The sequence below is a fragment of the Microbulbifer sediminum genome, from assembly GCF_021729035.1.
Classification (GTDB): Bacteria; Pseudomonadota; Gammaproteobacteria; order Pseudomonadales; family Cellvibrionaceae; genus Microbulbifer; species Microbulbifer sediminum.
This window is the reverse complement of record NZ_JAJSAP010000007.1, coordinates 53,918-70,894: the sequence shown is the minus strand read 5'-3', so window position 1 is coordinate 70,894 and position 16,977 is coordinate 53,918. Positions and strand designations below refer to the sequence as shown.

Annotated in this window: 14 protein-coding genes; 5 read left to right on the top strand and 9 right to left on the bottom strand. The window is 60.0% G+C overall.

Annotation, left to right across the window (positions count from 1 at the left end):
• Positions 1-279 precede the first annotated feature (279 nt).
• Together LVD11_RS12915 and LVD11_RS12910 are read right to left on the bottom strand one after the other, a co-directional pair.
• On the bottom strand, positions 280-1,524 hold the full coding sequence (locus LVD11_RS12915; protein WP_237059691.1) for a sterol desaturase family protein: 1,245 nt from the start codon (positions 1,522-1,524) through the stop codon (positions 280-282).
• Positions 1,525-1,621: 97 nt separating this feature from the next.
• Positions 1,622-2,215, bottom strand: coding sequence for a TetR/AcrR family transcriptional regulator (locus LVD11_RS12910; RefSeq protein ID WP_237059689.1), 594 nt, complete (start codon positions 2,213-2,215; stop codon positions 1,622-1,624).
• A 158-nt stretch (positions 2,216-2,373) separates the two neighbouring features.
• Here LVD11_RS12910 and LVD11_RS12905 point away from each other — a divergent pair, with 158 nt between their 5' ends.
• Together LVD11_RS12905 and ahr are read left to right on the top strand one after the other, a co-directional pair.
• The gene (locus tag LVD11_RS12905) at positions 2,374-2,916 is read left to right on the top strand and encodes a carboxymuconolactone decarboxylase family protein (RefSeq protein ID WP_237059687.1); all 543 of its coding nucleotides are present in this window, start codon (positions 2,374-2,376) and stop codon (positions 2,914-2,916) included.
• 118 nt (positions 2,917-3,034) lie between these two features.
• Positions 3,035-4,042 carry an NADPH-dependent aldehyde reductase Ahr gene (gene ahr / locus LVD11_RS12900; RefSeq protein ID WP_237059685.1) on the top strand — a complete coding sequence of 336 codons (1,008 nt, stop codon included), beginning with the start codon at positions 3,035-3,037 and terminating at the stop codon, positions 4,040-4,042.
• A gap of 72 nt (positions 4,043-4,114) precedes the next feature.
• Here ahr and LVD11_RS12895 read toward each other — a convergent pair whose 3' ends face one another.
• The 4 genes from LVD11_RS12895 to LVD11_RS12880 all read right to left on the bottom strand — a co-directional run bounded on the left by LVD11_RS12895 (position 4,115) and on the right by LVD11_RS12880 (position 12,018).
• Positions 4,115-5,920, bottom strand: a complete 1,806-nt coding sequence (locus LVD11_RS12895; protein ID WP_305080691.1) for a S8 family peptidase — start codon at positions 5,918-5,920, stop codon at positions 4,115-4,117.
• 936 nt (positions 5,921-6,856) lie between these two features.
• Positions 6,857-8,920, bottom strand: coding sequence for a S8 family peptidase (locus tag LVD11_RS16975; RefSeq protein ID WP_305080690.1), 2,064 nt, complete (start codon positions 8,918-8,920; stop codon positions 6,857-6,859).
• Between the two features lie 455 nt (positions 8,921-9,375).
• Positions 9,376-10,872: a PKD domain-containing protein gene (locus LVD11_RS12885; protein WP_237059683.1), complete on the bottom strand. Its 1,497-nt coding sequence runs from the start codon at positions 10,870-10,872 to the stop codon at positions 9,376-9,378.
• Positions 10,873-11,142: 270 nt separating this feature from the next.
• A complete protein-coding gene (locus tag LVD11_RS12880; RefSeq protein WP_237059682.1) occupies positions 11,143-12,018 on the bottom strand; it encodes a YicC/YloC family endoribonuclease in 876 nt (291 codons plus the stop codon).
• Between the two features lie 152 nt (positions 12,019-12,170).
• Between LVD11_RS12880 and rph the strand changes: the two genes are divergently transcribed.
• A complete protein-coding gene (rph, locus tag LVD11_RS12875) occupies positions 12,171-12,890 on the top strand; it encodes a ribonuclease PH (protein WP_237059678.1) in 720 nt (239 codons plus the stop codon).
• A 37-nt stretch (positions 12,891-12,927) separates the two neighbouring features.
• On the opposite strand, the gene LVD11_RS12870 is transcribed toward rph, so the two are convergent.
• Positions 12,928-13,701 carry an exodeoxyribonuclease III gene (locus tag LVD11_RS12870; RefSeq protein WP_237059676.1) on the bottom strand — a complete coding sequence of 258 codons (774 nt, stop codon included), beginning with the start codon at positions 13,699-13,701 and terminating at the stop codon, positions 12,928-12,930.
• Between the two features lie 215 nt (positions 13,702-13,916).
• Here LVD11_RS12870 and pyrE point away from each other — a divergent pair, with 215 nt between their 5' ends.
• Positions 13,917-14,564: an orotate phosphoribosyltransferase gene (pyrE, locus tag LVD11_RS12865; RefSeq protein WP_237059671.1), complete on the top strand. Its 648-nt coding sequence runs from the start codon at positions 13,917-13,919 to the stop codon at positions 14,562-14,564.
• A gap of 45 nt (positions 14,565-14,609) precedes the next feature.
• The gene (locus LVD11_RS12860; protein ID WP_237059670.1) at positions 14,610-15,212 is read left to right on the top strand and encodes a hypothetical protein; all 603 of its coding nucleotides are present in this window, start codon (positions 14,610-14,612) and stop codon (positions 15,210-15,212) included.
• Between the two features lie 93 nt (positions 15,213-15,305).
• Here the strand turns inward: LVD11_RS12860 and slmA are convergent, their stop codons facing one another.
• On the bottom strand, positions 15,306-15,911 hold the full coding sequence (gene slmA, locus LVD11_RS12855) for a nucleoid occlusion factor SlmA (RefSeq protein WP_237059669.1): 606 nt from the start codon (positions 15,909-15,911) through the stop codon (positions 15,306-15,308).
• Positions 15,912-16,039: 128 nt separating this feature from the next.
• Positions 16,040-16,948 (bottom strand): acetylglutamate kinase, encoded by a 909-nt coding sequence (gene argB / locus LVD11_RS12850; RefSeq protein WP_237059668.1) that lies wholly within the window; start codon positions 16,946-16,948, stop codon positions 16,040-16,042.
• Positions 16,949-16,977 lie beyond the last annotated feature (29 nt).

Below are 16,977 nucleotides of genomic sequence, written 5' to 3'. Positions count from 1 at the left end.
GCAAATGCGCGGAGATTATAACCGAATGGCCACGAATACTGGTCATGCGAGGGTGCGAGCGGCAGCACAATGGAATGATCAGGGAGAACTGCAATCCGGGAGGCTGGAAAACCAGGCTGCACCCCGGCCGGGGTGGGGGGGGAAGTGTTGGGATTTTCAGAAACGCCCTGATCACCAAATGAACTGCATGGTGCGTGCGTCACTGAACCCGGCCGGGATCGCCCAGCGGAAACCTGCCGATCACCACAAACCCCCTGTGACCGGGTCGGCTTCCTGTTGCTAATCGCTAACGTGGCCGACTGTATCCTCTTTGCGGATAAAAGCCAACCACCACCAGCTGACCAGACTTGCCAGCGCATAGCCAAAGACCCACGGACCAGCCGTGGCGCCGGCCATTGGCGCCACCAGCAGCAGCGCACCGAGGCGGAAAATTTCCCAGTAATGGCTCTGTGGATGGCCATCGAGAATGCGCCCATTGATGACCAGCCCGACCGTGACCAGGAGCACCGACGCCAGCAGCTCGGGGTAGCCCATATCCGCCGCTTGCCAGAGCAGCAACAGTGTGGCCGCGGAATAGGCCAGGTGCTGCACCAGTGCGTAGATGCGCCGGCCGCGGTCGATTTCCGGGTCATAGCGCTGGAAGTGGTCGAGATCCGACGAGGGCGCCGGCATGGCGGCCTCGGCGTCCGCTGGCCGATAGCCCGTGTGCCGGAACCAGAGTGTCAGCTTGTCCCGCCAGCTCTTTGTATGCCAGGCATCGAGCACCATGCGCTTGTAGTGTTGCAGGTTGGCGGCCAGGGGGTCGAAGCTGTTCAGTGGCTTGCGTACCCCGTAAATACAGGGCTCTTCCTCCAGCTCCTCCTGGTAGGTGCCAAACAGCCGGTCCCAGATAATAAAAACGCCGCCGTAGTTCCGGTCCACGTACACGCGGTTCTGGGCATGGTGGACCCGGTGGTTGGACGGGGTGACCAGGATCCATTCCATCCAGCGGACCTTGGGGAATTTCTGTGTGTGCACCCAGAACTGGTAGATCAGGTCGATGGCGCCGGCGGTCACCAGCATCTCTGCCGGCAGCCCGATCAGCAGCAGTGGGATATAGAAGATCCATCCGATAGGCAGCCCGCCACAGGGCTGGCGCAATGCAGTCGTGAGGTTGTAGTCCTCACTCTGGTGGTGAACCAGGTGGTCGGCCCAGAAAATGTTGATCTCGTGGCCGAGTCGATGCTTCCAGTAGTAACAGAAATCGTATGCCACCACCGCCAGGAACAGGTGCCAGGGGTTGTCCATGGACCAGCTGAACCCCACCGCCTGGTAGTAGGGCTGCAGCCACTGGTGCAGCGGGATATAGATGACCAGCAGCAGCCCCGCCCGCACCAGGCCGGAGAGCCGGCTCAGCACCCCGGCTCCGAGGCTGCCAATGGCGTCGTTCAGGCGGTACAGGCCCCACCCTTTCCAGCGGTCTAACGCCAGCTCTACCAGCACGGCGAGCAGGAAGAATGGGATGGCGAGGGTAACGAGACTCACGGCGACCTCTTGTAGTTCTTATCCCGTAGTGGTCTCTCGACTTTGCCACAGTCGCCGCGCGGGGCAAACGTCCGCACGGCGCGGATTTCGGAATCCGTTAGCTCTTATCCCCCGGCAAACCCTCAAACAGATGGTCGATGACCTGGCTGACGGCGCCGCGATCACCGGTGGCACGGAGATAGCTGCGCAGCCCGATCAGCTGGATCTGGAGCTGTCTCGCCAGCAGGGCGGTATCGGTAGCAGGACCCAGTTCACCCCGGCCAACCGCTTTTTCCACCTGCAGGCGAAATGCCTCTTCAGTGGCCGCCAGCAGGGCACGGGTCTCCCGCAACAGCTCGCTCTCCTCCTCGTCCAGCTCAGACAGGGACTTGGCTAGCAGGCAGAGTTCGCTCGGTGCGTCGCTACTGCCCTCCAGCAGGAGCAGCCGGAAAAATGCGCGCAGCCCACCAAGCACGGTGCTGTTTGCCGTCAGGCAGCGGGTGAGCTGGTCGGTCATGTTTTCCGCGTAAAACCGAAGAACTTCCCGGAACAAGCCCGATTTGCTGCCAAAAGCTGCGTAAATGCTGCCGGGCCGCATATCAATAGCCTGCTGGATATCGCGGGTCGAGGTGGCGTGGAAGCCCTTCTGCCAGAACAGCCTGGTGGCTTTCTCAAGCACCTCGCGGCGATCGAACTTTGCTGTATTGGCCATGCACCCTCCACTTGAACAGCTGCTCAAATTTTACCGCCGCTGGCGCCTGTGGGCAATTTCCACCCAGTCGGGTTGAGCGATCGTTCAAGAATGGTTAGCATGAGTTTGGGTTGAGCGTTCGCTCAACAATTTACTCGCAGCAAGCTGGAGGTACAGCGATGAAAGCATTCCAGATTCACGATAAAGAGACCGCCCCGGAAGCCAGCAAACCCCTGCTGGATAACTCCATCCAGGCCTTTGGGTCCATCCCCAACCTGCATGGCGTGATGGCAGAGGCGCCCACTGCCCTGAAGTCCTACCAGGTGCTGCACGAGGAATTCCTAGAGACCTCTTTCACCGCCGAGGAAAAAACCGTGGTCTGGCAGTCCATCAATGTGGAGCACGGCTGCCATTACTGTGTTCCTGCCCACAGTGCCATCGCCAAGTCCATGAAGGTGGATGACGAGATCAACGAGGCACTGCGCAACAAGACGTCGCTACCTACCGACAAACTCGAAGTACTGCGTGACACCACCCTGGCAATAGTGCGCGATCGCGGTGTTGTCTCTGACGAGGTGGTGCAGCGTTTCTACGACGCCGGCTACACTCAGCGGAACCTGCTGGAGATTATCGTGGGGGTGTCGCAGAAAGTGATGAGCAATTACATCAACCATTTCGCCGACACCCCGGTGGACAAGCAGTTCGAGGAATTTGTGCGCTGATCACCCGCGCGCCCTGCCCGCCCCCATTGGGGGCGGTGTACCCGATCCTGTGTCTCTGTCGCCGCGACTCGTTCCCGGCGGCAATGGACCGATATCGAAAAAGAAAGTGGAGTAACGCATGATCAATGCCTACGCGGCAATGGAGGCTGGCGGTGCGCTCCAGCCATTCCAGTACGATCCCGGAGAGCTGAAACCCGGTCAGGTGGAAATCGAGGTACTGTATTGTGGCCTGTGCCACAGTGACCTGAGCATCATTGATGACGAATGGGGCATGTCGGAATACCCGGTGGTGCCGGGGCACGAAGTGGTGGGCCGGGTGGGCGACCTGGGTGAGCAGGTCACGCACCTGCAACCGGGACAGCTGGTGGGCCTGGGATGGCATTCCGGTTACTGCAACCACTGCCACTCGTGCAATTCCGGGGACCAGAACCTGTGCGTCGATGCCCAGCACACCATTATCGGTCACCACGGCGGTTTTGCTGACAGGGTGCGTGCGGCTGCCGATAGCGTCGTGCCCATTCCGGACAACATCGATCCGGCCAAGGCGGGACCCCTGTTCTGCGCGGGTATCACCGTGTTCAACCCGCTGGTGCAGTTTGACGTTAAACCGAACAGTCGCGTGGGGGTAATCGGTATTGGCGGGCTCGGTCACCTGGCGCTGCAGTTCCTTAACGCCTGGGGCTGTGAGGTCACCGCGTTTACCTCCAATGATTCCAAGCGGGACGAGGCACTGGCAATGGGGGCCCACCACACGCTGAACTCCCGCGACGAAAACGCCGTGGGTGAGGCGGCAGGCCGCTTTGATGTCATCCTGTCGACGGTCAACGCCAAGCTGGACTGGAATTTGTACCTTTCGACGCTGAAGGCCCGTGGCCGCCTGCACTTTCTCGGTGCCACCACCGATCCGCTGGATATCAACGTGTTCCAGCTGATCCTTGGCCAGCGGCAGGTGTCCGGTTCACCGGTGGGCAGTCCGGAGACTATTGCACAGATGCTGGAGTTTGCCGGGCGCCACAACATCGAACCGAAAGTGGAAATGTTCCCCATGAGCAGGGTGAACGATGCGCTGGACCATCTCAAGAGCGGCAAGGCACGCTATCGGATCGTGCTCGAGGCCGGGAAATAGGACCATCAGTAACTGTTCCTGAAACAAAAAAGGCCGGCATGGTGCCGGCCTTTTTTGTGTCCGGGTAATACCTCAGGGGGTTGCCTGCGCGTCGAGCGAGACACCGGAATAGTCCGAGTATCCCTGCACGCTGATATACCAGGTGCCCGCCTGCGGGTTGTCGATGCTGCAGCTCTCGCTGTTGCCGCTGCGGTACGGGCGACAGACGTAGTCCTGGGTCGTGGGCTCGGAGCCGAAATTGACGTACAGGTCCGCGTCCCCGCTGCCACCGGACATCTGCACATCCAGGGCGCTGCTGCCGGCGCTCACTTCCAGCGGGAAGTGTTGCCAGGAACCGGCCGCCCCGGAAAGGTCGCTTTCCGCCACGCTGCTGGCAGCGCTGCCACCGTTCTCCTGGAAGCTGCCCACCAGGCTGACGCCAGAGAAGCTGTTATAGGCCCGCAGCATGACGTGGTAGGTGCCTGCCTGTGGCGCGGCAAAGGTACAGGTCTCGCTGTTGCCGGTGCGATAGGGCCGGCAGTCGTAGGCCTGGGTGGTGGGTGCAGAACCGAATTTTACATACAGGTCCGCATCGCCACTGCCGCCATAGATTTCAAACTGCAGATCCGAGGCACCGGCGGGCACTTCCATGGTGAATTGCAGCTCGGTGCCCTGGGCTGCCTGCAGGTTACCCTCTGCCACCCCGTTGCTGAGGGTGCCCTCGCCGGGAGCCGGTTGGCCACCGCCCAGCGCTGCAACGGCAGCGGTTGCATCTACGATACCGGAGCCGCACTGGTCGCAGGTGGCCGGGAAGCTCCGGGCAGTGCTGGCCAGCAGTGACTCTACGGCATCCGGCGTGAGCGATGGATCCAGCGAATACAGGAGCGCCGCGGCGCCGGCAACATGCGGCGTGGCCATGCTGGTGCCCTGGTAGAACGCATAGTTGTCGGCTTCCGGTCCCTGACTGCCGCTGTTCAGGGTCGACAGTACGCCATTGGAGGCAACGGAGGTATCACCGCCCGGCGCCGCGACATCGACAACATCACCATAGTTCGAGTACCAGGCACGCCCTCCGGAACGGTCCACCGATGCAACCGTTACCACACCGTCACAGTTGGCCGGGTTGGCGTTGCTGGCATTGGTGTTGGAGTTGCCCGCAGCCACCACCACGGTTGCGCCCAGGCTGCGCGCGGTATTGATGGCGTTCTGGGTGGTGTTGCCGCAGCTGCCGCCGCCGCCGAGGCTCAGGTTGAGTACCTGGGCCGGGTTGGCATTGGCCGGTACGCCTGCGACCGAACCACCGGCGCCCCAGATCATTGCGTCGGCGATATCCGAGGTATACCCACCGCAGCGCCCCAGTACGCGGATCGGAACCACTTTCGCCTTGTAGGCCACACCGGCAATCCCGGTGCCATTGTTGGTCGACGCCGCCACGGTGCCGGCCACGTGGGTGCCGTGCCAGCTACTTCCCTGCTCGGGCTCGCCTTCACCACAGGCCCCGGCAGGCGCCCAGTCACCGGGATCCAGCGCATCTCCGTCACGCCCGTCGCCATCCTGGGCAATGGTGCTGTCGGAAATCATGTCATAGCCCGGCAGCAGGTTATCCACCAGGTCCGGGTGCGGGCGGTAGCCGGTATCGATAACCGCAACCACGACGCCCTCGCCCTGGGTGGTGTTCCAGGCATCTGGCAGGTTAAGCCCTGCTGTAGGCTCAAAGTAGTGCCACTGCTCGTTGTAGCGCGGATCGGTTGGCACCGCCTGGGGCTTGAGGAGCAGGTCCGGCTCCACGTACTCGATATCGGGGTCCTGCCGCAGGCGCTCCATGACAGCTGTGAGTCCAGGGCGATCCAGTTTCCGCTCCAGGCGCAGCAGTTGCGCGCCAGTTGCAAGCCTGCGCATGTGTTGCATTTTCCTTCCGGCACGCTGTTCCAGGCGCATAACTGCCGTAGCGGACATTCGCTGTGCGGCTGCCGAAGAGATGGCGGAGGCCGGAGTGTCTTTATATTTCACAATCAGGCGGTCGGTGATTGCAGCGTTGCCGGCCGCGTTTGCCGACATCGCACCGGCAGGCACTTCCGCCGGTGAGCGGGTCTCTACAGCAGCGGTGTTAGCCGTGGCCAGCAGAACCAGCACGCCAGCAAGTGACTTGGATAGTGCGCTGCCAAACTGGCCAGCTGGTTTTCTCGATAACGTTGATTGATGCTTTCGTTGTTTTAGTTTGAATCTCATTACTTCCAGGTTCTCCAGAAAAATTCGTTCGGCCGCAAAATCACGTTTGGCGATTTGCGACACCTAATGTGCTTTTTGTCTGCCCTCCCTTGATTAAATTTCTTGGGTTAAATGCCAGGCGTACTTTTCCTGCAGGCGTAAAAAGCCGCTAAGAAGACGCTGTCTTTTAAGCACCGCCTGGCAATATGTAAAAAATTAAAGGGGTTGAACGAATTTTTCCGTGCACACCTCAGCAGAGAAATGCACGCCACGTGCGATTGGGCGCCATTATTTCTGTATTTAAAAATATTCACTTTTTCAGCTAAAAATATTCACGAATAACAAATTTAAATGGGCGCAGTTTTTGAAAAACAATGGGTGATTTGAATATTAATAAAAATTAATCGTTTATTGTGCGGGTGGTGGTCAGAGTGCTATCTGAAACGATAAACAGATCTGCAGCACCCTTATTTACTGTAACTACGAGCAATAAACCCGTTGCGGTCGAAGTGGTTATGACCTGATGCAAGCAATGTGGTGGCGGAACTGTTTGTAGGAAAAAGTCGGGATAAACAAAAAGGGCCGGCGCTAAGGCCGGCCCCGGTGTGTACGGTTGAATTCCGCTGCCTACTCGGTGGCCTGGGCGTCCAGGGTCACACCTGAATAGGCATCGTAACCGCGCAGACTGATATACCAGGTACCGGCTTGCGGGCTGCTGATGGAGCAGGTTTCATTATTGCCCCAGCGATAGGGGCGACAGTCATAGCTGCTGGTGGTCGGCTGTGAACCGAAGCGCACATACAGGTCCGCGTCACCGCTGCCACCGGACATGTTTACATCCAGTAAGGCCATACCGTCATTCACCTGCAGGGTGAAGTGCTGCCAGGAGCCAGTAGCGCCGGAGAGATTGCTCTCGGTCCACCCGGTCGGACCACCGCCGCCACCGCTCTCATCAAAGCTGCCCACCAGGTCCACACCGGAGAAGCTGGTATAGCCACGCAGCATCACGTGATAGGTACCGGCCTGGACATTGGAGATGGAGCAGGTTTCATTGTTGCCGCTCAGGTAGGGGCGACAATCATAGGTTGAGGTGGTTGGGGCAGAACCAAAGCGCACGTAGAGGTCCGCATCGCCGCTGCCTCCCGAAATCTGGAACTGCAGGTTCGAGGCGCCTGCAGGGACTTCCAGGGTGAAGAAAAGCTCAGCGCCGCTGTTACCGGACAGGCCAGTTTCCGCCACGCCATTTTCCAGTACGCCGGTGCCCGGATCTGGATCGCCACCGCCGGAAACTGCCGCGACAGCCGCGGCCGCATCCACGATCCCGGAACCACACTGGCTACAGGAGGCGGGGAAACTCCGTGCGGTATTGCTGAGGATGGATTCCACTTCGGTGGGTGTCAGTGAACCGTCCAGTGCATACAGCAGCGCTGCGGCCCCTGCCACATGCGGGGTGGCCATACTGGTGCCCTGGTAAAAGGCGTAGTTGTCGCTGCCCGGGCCCTGGCTGCCGCTGTTAAGGGTGGACAGAACACCGTTGCTGGACACTGAGGTATCACCGCCGGGCGCGGCCACATCCACCACGCTGCCGTAGTTGGAGTACCAGGCGCGGCCGCCGGAGCGGTCGACGGAGGCCACAGTGACCACACCTGAGCAGTTCGCCGGTGTGGCGTTGCTGGCATTGGTGTTTGAGTTACCGGCGGCAACCACCACGGTGGCACCAAGGCCGCGGGCGGTATTGATGGCGTTCTGTGTGGTGCTGCCACAGGAGCCACTGCCGCCCAGGGACAGGTTCAGCACCTGCGCCGGGTTGGCATTGGACGGCGCACCGCTGACGCTGCCGCCGGCAGCCCAGATGATGCCATCGGCGATATCCGAGGTATAGCCGCCGCAGCGACCCAGCACCCGGACCGGTACCACTTTAGCTTTGTAGGCAACACCAGCGACACCGGTGCCGTTGTTGGTGGCAGCGGCAATGGTGCCCGCCACATGCGTGCCGTGCCAGCTACTGTTGCTGGCGGGGGAACCGGAGTAGCAGGCGCCCGCGGGAGCCCAGTCACCGGGGTCGCTGGCATCGCTGTCCCGGCCGTTGCCATCCTGGGCCACCGTGCTGTCGGAAATCATGTCATAACCCGGCAGCAGGTTGTCGACCAGGTCGGCATGGGGGCGGTAGCCCGTATCCAGCACCGCAACATTGACACCCTCACCCTGGGTGGTGTCCCAGGCGCTCGGCAGGTTAAGGCCACCGGTGGCTTCGAAGTAGTGCCATTGCTGGCTGTAGCTGGGGTCATTGGGCGTGGCCATGGGTTGCAACAGCAGGTCCGGCTCGGCGTATTCCACCGTGGGATCCTGCTGTAGGCGGCTGATGATTTCCGCCATCTCTGCCCCACCCATGCGCTTTTCCAGTTGCATGAGCTGGGCGCCGGTTGCCAGGCGGCGCATATGCTGCAGCTTGGCCCCGGCAACGCGGGATGCGCGCTCCATGGCGGTCTGCGACATGGCGCTGGCAGCGCCCATCTGGGTACTGTCCTTGTATTTGATGATAATGCGGTCGCTGACCATAGGGGTGCTGGCCAGGGCGGCGGCAGGCTGGTTGGTTTCCACCGCCAGTGCCGGTAGGGAGAAGGTGGCGCCCAGCGCAATGGCGCTGCCGGCTGCCACAGTCCCGATCAGTTTTGTTATTGGATGCTTCATTGTTTCTCGGTTCTCCATAATTATTATTGGCCGCGCCCCTTGTGGGGGTTGGGCCATGATTCAGCGGCAGAGCCGCTTTTAGAGACGTCCTTGATTGAAAAAATTTGCTTAACCGCGTGCTGAATCTTTTTCTGTGGGACCTTAACCGGTCACGGCTCGCCGGATTTTCCGGCCTTTGCTTCGTCAGCACCTAGCAGTGACGTAACAGTGTTATTTCCCTCAAGGGAATTACGGGAAACTCGACGATGGGGGCGCCAGAAAAACAATAAGAGAAATCGGAAGATGATTTTTATTCCAGAGTTGAGAATTAGTCGTAGTTCAGGCGGGGGGAGCGTGCGCGGTTATTCAGTAGCGAGCGAACTGTTCCAGGTGGAGTTGATACGGGCTTTTTAACCAAATATATTTGATTAGCCTCGGAGGGATGACGGGGGCGGCGCCCCCGTCCAGCTGTGTTATTACAATGCGGGTTTACAGAAGGGGTCGCCACAGCTTTCGTCACGGTCCTCGAGTGTGACTGAACAAGAGGCAGTATCCGTATTACCGTTAGTGTCGGTCACGGTAAGGCGAACTGAATGGGAGGAGAGCTGTTCTCCACCGGAATAGAAGGTTGCCGAGTGAGGCCCTATACCTGAACGGGTAGTGCCGTTCGGCAGCTGCCAGTGGTAACTCAGGGCTGCGCCGCTGCGGCTTTCGGATCCGACACCATCAAAGGAAACGGTTACCTGCGTTCCCTCGGCCCAGCGCGGTGACATATTACAGCGCGCCTCGGGTGCCATTGACGCCACCCGTTCTGGCACCATGGTTGCGTAGGCATCCTTAACCGCTTGCAGGTAGCGGCTTCCATAGTACTCGGGCAGGTTGGCCATCCAACCGTGTGAAATCGTGTACCACTTCTGGTAATACCAGTTGCCGATCGTGCCGGAGTTGTTAGTGCCTGTGTCCAGCTCGGCAAAGGCGCGCACCTCGTGACTGAGGTCCTCAAGTGTCTCATTAATAAATTGTCGTCCGGCGACATGGTTGTGAATCAGCAACCGATCGCGCTTTACGGGTGTATTGAATACACCGTTGAAAAGGTCGGATCGATATGTGAAGTCATGGACAGTGTATGTCTGTCCCAGTAGTGATATCTGCCGCGGAATTGGGTTGGTGATCTTGCTGTACTTGTCGGTACCCAGTTCGTGGTGACCCGAATCCGGGTTGGCAACCGGGTCATACAACTGTACAAAAACCGGAACCTCCGGCATTTCGTCCTTGAACTTGCTGGCCAGCATGGTGGCCAGGGTGCCGCCGCGACTGTGCCCCACCAGGTAAATGAACTTCATCTCAGAGCGATAGAACTTCTTGCGCAGCCACTGGTAGTGCGCGTTCAGAATTTCGTGCTGGTTGTCCTTGGTGAAGTCATAGTTAAAGCGTGCGTCCATGGCAACTGCCATAAACGTACGTCCCATATCGAAAAAACCATCGGTGGCGATCTCGTGGGGAACCGAACCCGGCAGGATGGGGATATTCTTGTTGGCCAGGTTGAAGTCACTGTGATCGAACAGGTTGTCCCAGTCCTCGCAGAGACCAATGCCACTGGCTTTCGGGGTTTCAGCGTTAAAATACTGGCCACCGATAAAGTACATCAGTGTGTTTACAGATGACTTCTGCGGCGCGTTGTAAGTGGCAATGACGGTGCGTTTCTGCTTGCCGGTGGAGACGCCGTTGTGTTCCCACTCGGCGAACTCACCCTGGGTCTTGCCGTTACAGATCAGCGGACCGTCGTAGCGGCAATAGCGCACCCGCTGGGCGTACATCATTGTGGGAAAACCCATGGAGCTGCTGCCGTATACTCCGCAGCCGAGATAGGTGGGCGCACTGCCGCCCGAGCCATCGTCGGGATACTCGGGTACGTTCGCGTGACCGGACATGGCCACCAGGGCCAGCAGTGAGAGCATCATTAATCGAAACATCAATCCTCCTTAATAGATATGTTCCTTCAATGGGAGGAGCCATGCTCGCACTTATTTTTGCCCAGTAAATAGTTTTTCTGGATTTATTTCCTTTTTCGGCAACTGAATTGCATATTTATATTGTTTTTTTTGGCTGCCAGAAATTATTTTGCTAGCGGGAATGGATGAGCGGCAGGACGATGCGGCACCACTTGACCGGTGCCGCAGGTTGCGTGTTGTTGTGCGCTATTTGTTACAGCGGGAAGGGAGCATCATTTAACGGTACAGGCACTACTCAATATTCTGCACCTGCTCACGCATCTGCTCGATCAGCACCTTCAGCTCCACTGCAGCCTGGGTGGTGTCGGTGACCACGGACTTTGATGAGAGTGTGTTGGCCTCGCGGTTGAACTCCTGCATCAGGAAGTCCAGTCGCCGGCCGATGGCGCCGCCGCCGGCGAGTACCCGGCGAGTCTCCTTGACGTGGGCCTCGAGCCGGTCAAGCTCCTCGTCCACGTCCGCCTTCTGTGCCAGCAGGGTAATTTCCTGCTCGATGCGGTCCTGGTCCACTTCGCTGAGCAGTTCTTCCAGGCGCGTGCGCAGCTTTTCCCGCTGTGATTGCAGGATCTGCGGTAGCAAAGTGCGTACCAGCCCGACCTGCTGTTCGATGCTATCGAGGCGCGCCTCGATAAAGCTGCGCAGCTCCAATCCCTCGCGCTCGCGATTTGCGATCAGTTGCTCGATAGCTTCGCGGAAAGCACTCATGATAGCGCCCGCCTGCTCTTCCCGGTCCGTATCCTGTTCGGCGATCACGCCTGGCCATTGCAGGATGCGCAGTGGATCGAGCGGCGTAGAGCCGGGCTCCGGGGAGACCTGTTGGGCAGCCTGTTTCAACGCGTCCACCAGTGGCTGGTTGATTTCCAGCCCGGTGCTGGCTACATCGCTGGGCTTTAGTGAGAGCGAGAGTTCCACTTTGCCCCGGCTGAGGTCTTTGCGGAGTGCTTCGCGCAATTTGGGTTCGAGTGGGCGTGCCGCTTCCGGCAGGCGAAAGTGGGGTTCCAGGTAGCGATGATTGACCGAGCGCAGCTCCCAGACGGCTGTTCCGGTGGCATAGGCTGCCTCGGCGCGTCCGAATGCGGTCATGCTGCGAACTGGTTTCTGGGCCATGGTCTCTCCGGCGTGCAAAAAAAACGGGTCCGGCATCATAGCACAGCGACGCCAGCGCGATGGCTGGCCGCGGCGGTCGGCCATGACCGCAGCGCCGGGGTTGTCATAAGGGGTATAATTGCCCTCTTTGAATGGAAACGCGAGGTGAAAATATGCAACGTCCCAGTGGTCGCCAGCCGGAACAGATGCGTGAGGTAAAAATTACACGTAACTACACCCGCCATGCGGAGGGCTCCGTACTGGTGGAATTTGGCGATACCAAGGTACTGTGCAACGCCTCGGTCGAGGCGGATGTCCCGCGCTTCCTGCGTGGCCAGGGCAGTGGCTGGATTACTGCCGAGTACGGCATGCTGCCTCGCTCCACCGGCTCACGGATGGGGCGTGAGGCTGCGCGCGGCAAGCAGAGTGGACGCACCGTGGAAATCCAGCGCCTGATCGGCCGTTCCCTGCGCGCTGCCGTGGATCTCACCCTTCTGGGCGAGCACCAGGTTACCGTCGACTGTGACGTTATCCAGGCCGACGGTGGGACCCGCACCGCGTCGATCACCGGCGCCTGTGTGGCGCTCGTTGATGCGCTCCGTTACATGCAGCGGGAGAAAATCATCAGCGCTGACCCGCTGAAGAACATGGTGGCCGCGGTTTCCGTGGGCATCTACGAGGGAGAACCGGTGCTGGACCTGGACTACCCGGAGGACAGCCAGGCGGATACCGACATGAACCTGGTAATGGCCGAGGACGGCGGCATGATCGAGGTGCAGGGCACTGCCGAGGGCGCGCCCTTCACCGAGGCGCAGTTTGCGAAGATGCTGGCGCTGGGCAAGGCGGGAATCGACGAACTGGTCGGCCGGCAAAAGAAAGCGCTGGCGGAGTGAGTCGACTGGCGGCGGGCCTATGCCCGTCGCCCAATCGTCATACCTCCAGGTCGTAATCCATGATCACGGGCAGGTGGCTGGAAAACTCCACGTTCTTGTTGATCGCGCCGTACTCGATGCGGTTGCGCAGGCCGTGGGACACTACCTGCATGTCGGTGCGCCAGCCGTCGCCCTCGCCTACCTTCCCGCTCGGCCACCAGCTGAATTCATCTGCATCCTTCACGACCTTGCGGAAGGCGTCGACATAGCCGATGTCGTTGAATAGCTGCTCGAGCCAGCGCTGTTCGTGACGCATGAAGCCGGGGGTGTCCTGGTGGTCCTGCCAGTTCTGTACGTCGGCACGGCGATGGGCCATCGCCCAGTTGCCACAGAAAATAAAGTCGCGTCGCTTGCGGCTGATCTTGGTCAGGTGCGCCTGCATGTCGTCGAAGAACTGCACCTTCTTCTCCAGGTCCGCCTCCTCCCCGGTTGTGGCCTGTGGTGCCAGCAGCGACCCGACACTGAGGCGCTCGAAGTCGGCCTGCAGGTAGCGACCGTACATGTCCTCACCATTGGCGAACCCCATGCCGAAAATAATCGCCTTGGGCTGGCTGCGGGTGTAGATGGCAACGCCATTCTCGTGTGGGGTGCCGGAGTCGAAGAAGTAGCTGTAATAACCGTCAGGGTGGAAAACCGGATGATCCAGCTCTGGCTCGAGGGAGCGGAGATCCTGAAGGCAGATGATGTCCGCGTCCTGGTCCGCCAGCCAGTCATACAGGCCACGCTGCGCCGCCTGGTGCACGCCGTCTACGGACAGACTTACTATTCGCATTCTTTTAGCCCCTTACCAGCGGACTAGTGTTCGGATTCATACAGAAGGATAGCGGCGCATGATTATACGAGCGCTTCCCGTGCGCGGCACCCGAGGCTCCGATAGCGCCTTTCAGTATGAGGCAGTACACTGTATTAACTAGCATTATTTGACATGTCTCCCGCAGGGCTGCGGGTAGATCTCCCTTCACCTTAGCCAATAGTTAACAATTTTCCATGCAGCAGTATCAGCGCGACTTTATTCAACTGGCCCTGGATCACCAGGTGCTGTGCTTTGGCGACTTCACCCTGAAATCCGGGCGTCGCAGCCCCTACTTCTTCAATGCCGGCCGCTTTCACTCCGGTGCGGCCCTGGCCGCACTCGGGCACGCTTACGCCGAGGCCATCCTGGCTTCGGGAGTGGAGTTTGATGTCATCTTTGGCCCGGCATACAAGGGCATACCACTGGGGGCGGTGACCGCCGTGGCCCTGGCGCAGAAGGGTGTGGACAAGCCATTCTGCTACAACCGCAAGGAAGCCAAGGCCCATGGTGAGGGCGGAACCTTAGTGGGTGCGCCCCTTGAAGGCAAGGTCCTGATCATCGATGACGTGATTACCGCCGGCACCGCCGTGCGTGAAGTGATGCACATCATCGCCGCGCACGAAGCAGAGGCCGCTGGCGTGGTAATCGGCCTCAATCGCCAGGAGCGGGCGGGCGAGGATACGGAGCTGTCGGCGATTCAGCAAGTAGAACGTGAGTACAGTGTTCCTGTGATCAGTATCGTGCAACTGGACGATATAATCAGCTACCTTAGTGAGGAATCGCAGGACGGCGAAACCGTACAAAAAATAATCGAATACCGGCAGCGCTACGGCGTGGCGTAAGCGCCATACGCAGCCCCGGGAGCCGGATCGGGAACGAGGAGCCTGATGAACATCTCCAGATTTTGGCCACTGCTGATGCTGTTGGGCCTGGCGGCAAGCGTCGGTGCCAAACAGGGAGAGGAGTTCAGTGGCCAGGTGCTTTACCGCTACACCGATGAGAACGGCATCCAGGTCATTGATGACCTGGTGCCGCCGCGCTATGTATCCCGTGGTTACGAGGTGATCACGCCCTCCGGGCGCGTGCTCAAGGAGGTGCCCCCGGAGTTGAGCGGTGCTGCGCTCGAGGAGAAGAAGCGCCGGCTGGCCCGGGAGAAGGCTGATCGGGAGTTGCTCAAGCGCTACAGCAGTGTCGCGGACATCGAGAGTGCCCGCGACCGCAAGCTCGCCATTGTGCAGCAGGACATGGCCATCATGCGTTCCAATATCGCCAGCCTGGGCGCGCAGATTGAGCGCGAGGAGGATGAGGCGGCGCGAATCCAGCGCAACGGCGGCGAGGTCCTTCCGAAGCGCCTGCGGCGCATTGAGGATTTACGGGCCGAAATCGACATCCTGAAGGAGCGTATGGCGCTGCGCCGGAAAGAGGAGAAGCGCATCAATGCCGAGTTCGACCGGGCGGCGGGGCGTTATACCGAAATCGCCGGCAAATAGCCCGGCCAGTCGTCGCGGCTGATCCCCACGCAGGGCCCATCCGGGCCCGAACTTTCCTATCCCTCACCTGTCTATCTGGAAGCTGCCACGGGGTTACGCGACAGCGACCGGCTCACGGAAGAACCCGGCGATCAGCACCGGCCACTGTTCTGCCCAGTACTCGGTGGGTCTGCGACGGAAGCCGCTGCGCACATACTGTACGATGCGGCCCTCGGCGCTGGCCATCAACAGGTTGGCGGCACCGCCCAGGGGAATCGTCGGGCGCAACTGCTCGCGCAGCTCGGCATCGCGCAGGATCTGCTTGAGCTGGGTTTCCAGGCGATCGAAAAACTGCAGGATTCGACCGTGCAGCCGCTCGGTTTCCCCGGTCAGTGCGTCGCCAGTGAGCAGGCGGGTAATGCCCGGGTTGCGCTCGCAGAAGGCCAGCAGCAGATGGAGGATTTTCTGGCAGCGCAGCGGGGCTGAGGGCTCTTCCTGCAGGATCATGGAGACCCGGCTGAAGATCGTCTCCTCGATAAACTCGATCAGGCCCTCGAACATTTTGGACTTACTCGGGAAGTGGCGATATAGCGCCGCTTCGGAGAAGCCCACCTCTTTCGCCAGGGCCGCGGTAGTGATGCGGGCGCCGGGGCTGGCTTCGAGCATATGTGCCAGTGCCTGCAGGATCTGTTGTCGCCGGTTGATTTTTTCGCTGCTCATTCAGTGCCTTTAACCCGGGGACGACCCGGGGCTATCCGTTCTTGTTATTGCCCACCCTGCCGGAGCGGTCGGGCGGTGGAATCCTAACGATTCAGCGGGCGCGCTTCAATCTGCGCCCTTGCGGGCCGTCAGCTGCCGGCCTCGCCATCGGTAATCAGGGTGCCCACCCCGGTGTCGGTAAAAATCTCCAGGAGGACCGCGTGGGGTACCCGCCCATCGATGATATGGGCCGAGGTGACGCCGGCCTTGACCGCATCCAGCGCGCAGGCAATCTTGGGCAGCATGCCCCCGTGGATGGTGCCATCGGCTATGAGGCCGTCCACCTGCAGGGTGGACAGGCCGGTCAGCACCTCGCCTTTCTTGTCCTGCAGTCCCGCTACATTGGTCAGCAGCATCAGCTTTTCCGCGTGCAGGTATTCGGCGATTTTGCCGGCCACCAGGTCGGCATTGATATTGTACGAGGCGCCGTCATCGCCCACCCCGATGGGCGCAATTACCGGGATAAAGTCGCCGCGGATCAGCATGTCGATGACTTCGGTATCGACGCTCTCGACCTCGCCCACATGGCCGATATCGATGATCTCCGAGGCGTGCAGGCCCGCGGCCTCGCTCTCCATCAGCAGCTTCCTCGCGCGTATCAGCAGCCCGTCCTTGCCGGTGACACCCACGGCGCGACCGCCATTCTTGTTGATCAGGTTGACGATCTGCTTGTTCACGGTGCCACCCAGCACCATCTCCACCACGTCCATGGTTTCGCTGTCGGTGACCCGCATGCCGTCGACGAAACGCGATTCGATATTGAGTTTCTTGAGCAGCTCACCGATCTGTGGCCCGCCGCCGTGAACCACTACCGGGTTCATGCCCACCAGCTTCATCAGGATGATGTCCCGGGCAAAGCTGTTCTGCAGGGCTTCATCAACCATGGCATTACCACCGAACTTCACCACGATGGTCTTGCCGGTAAAGCGCTGGATGTAGGGCAGTGCCTCGTTGAGGACCTGCGCCACACGCAGGGCAGATTTACTGTCCAGGGACATAGAGCGGTAGTTCCTTGTCGTTCATTGCT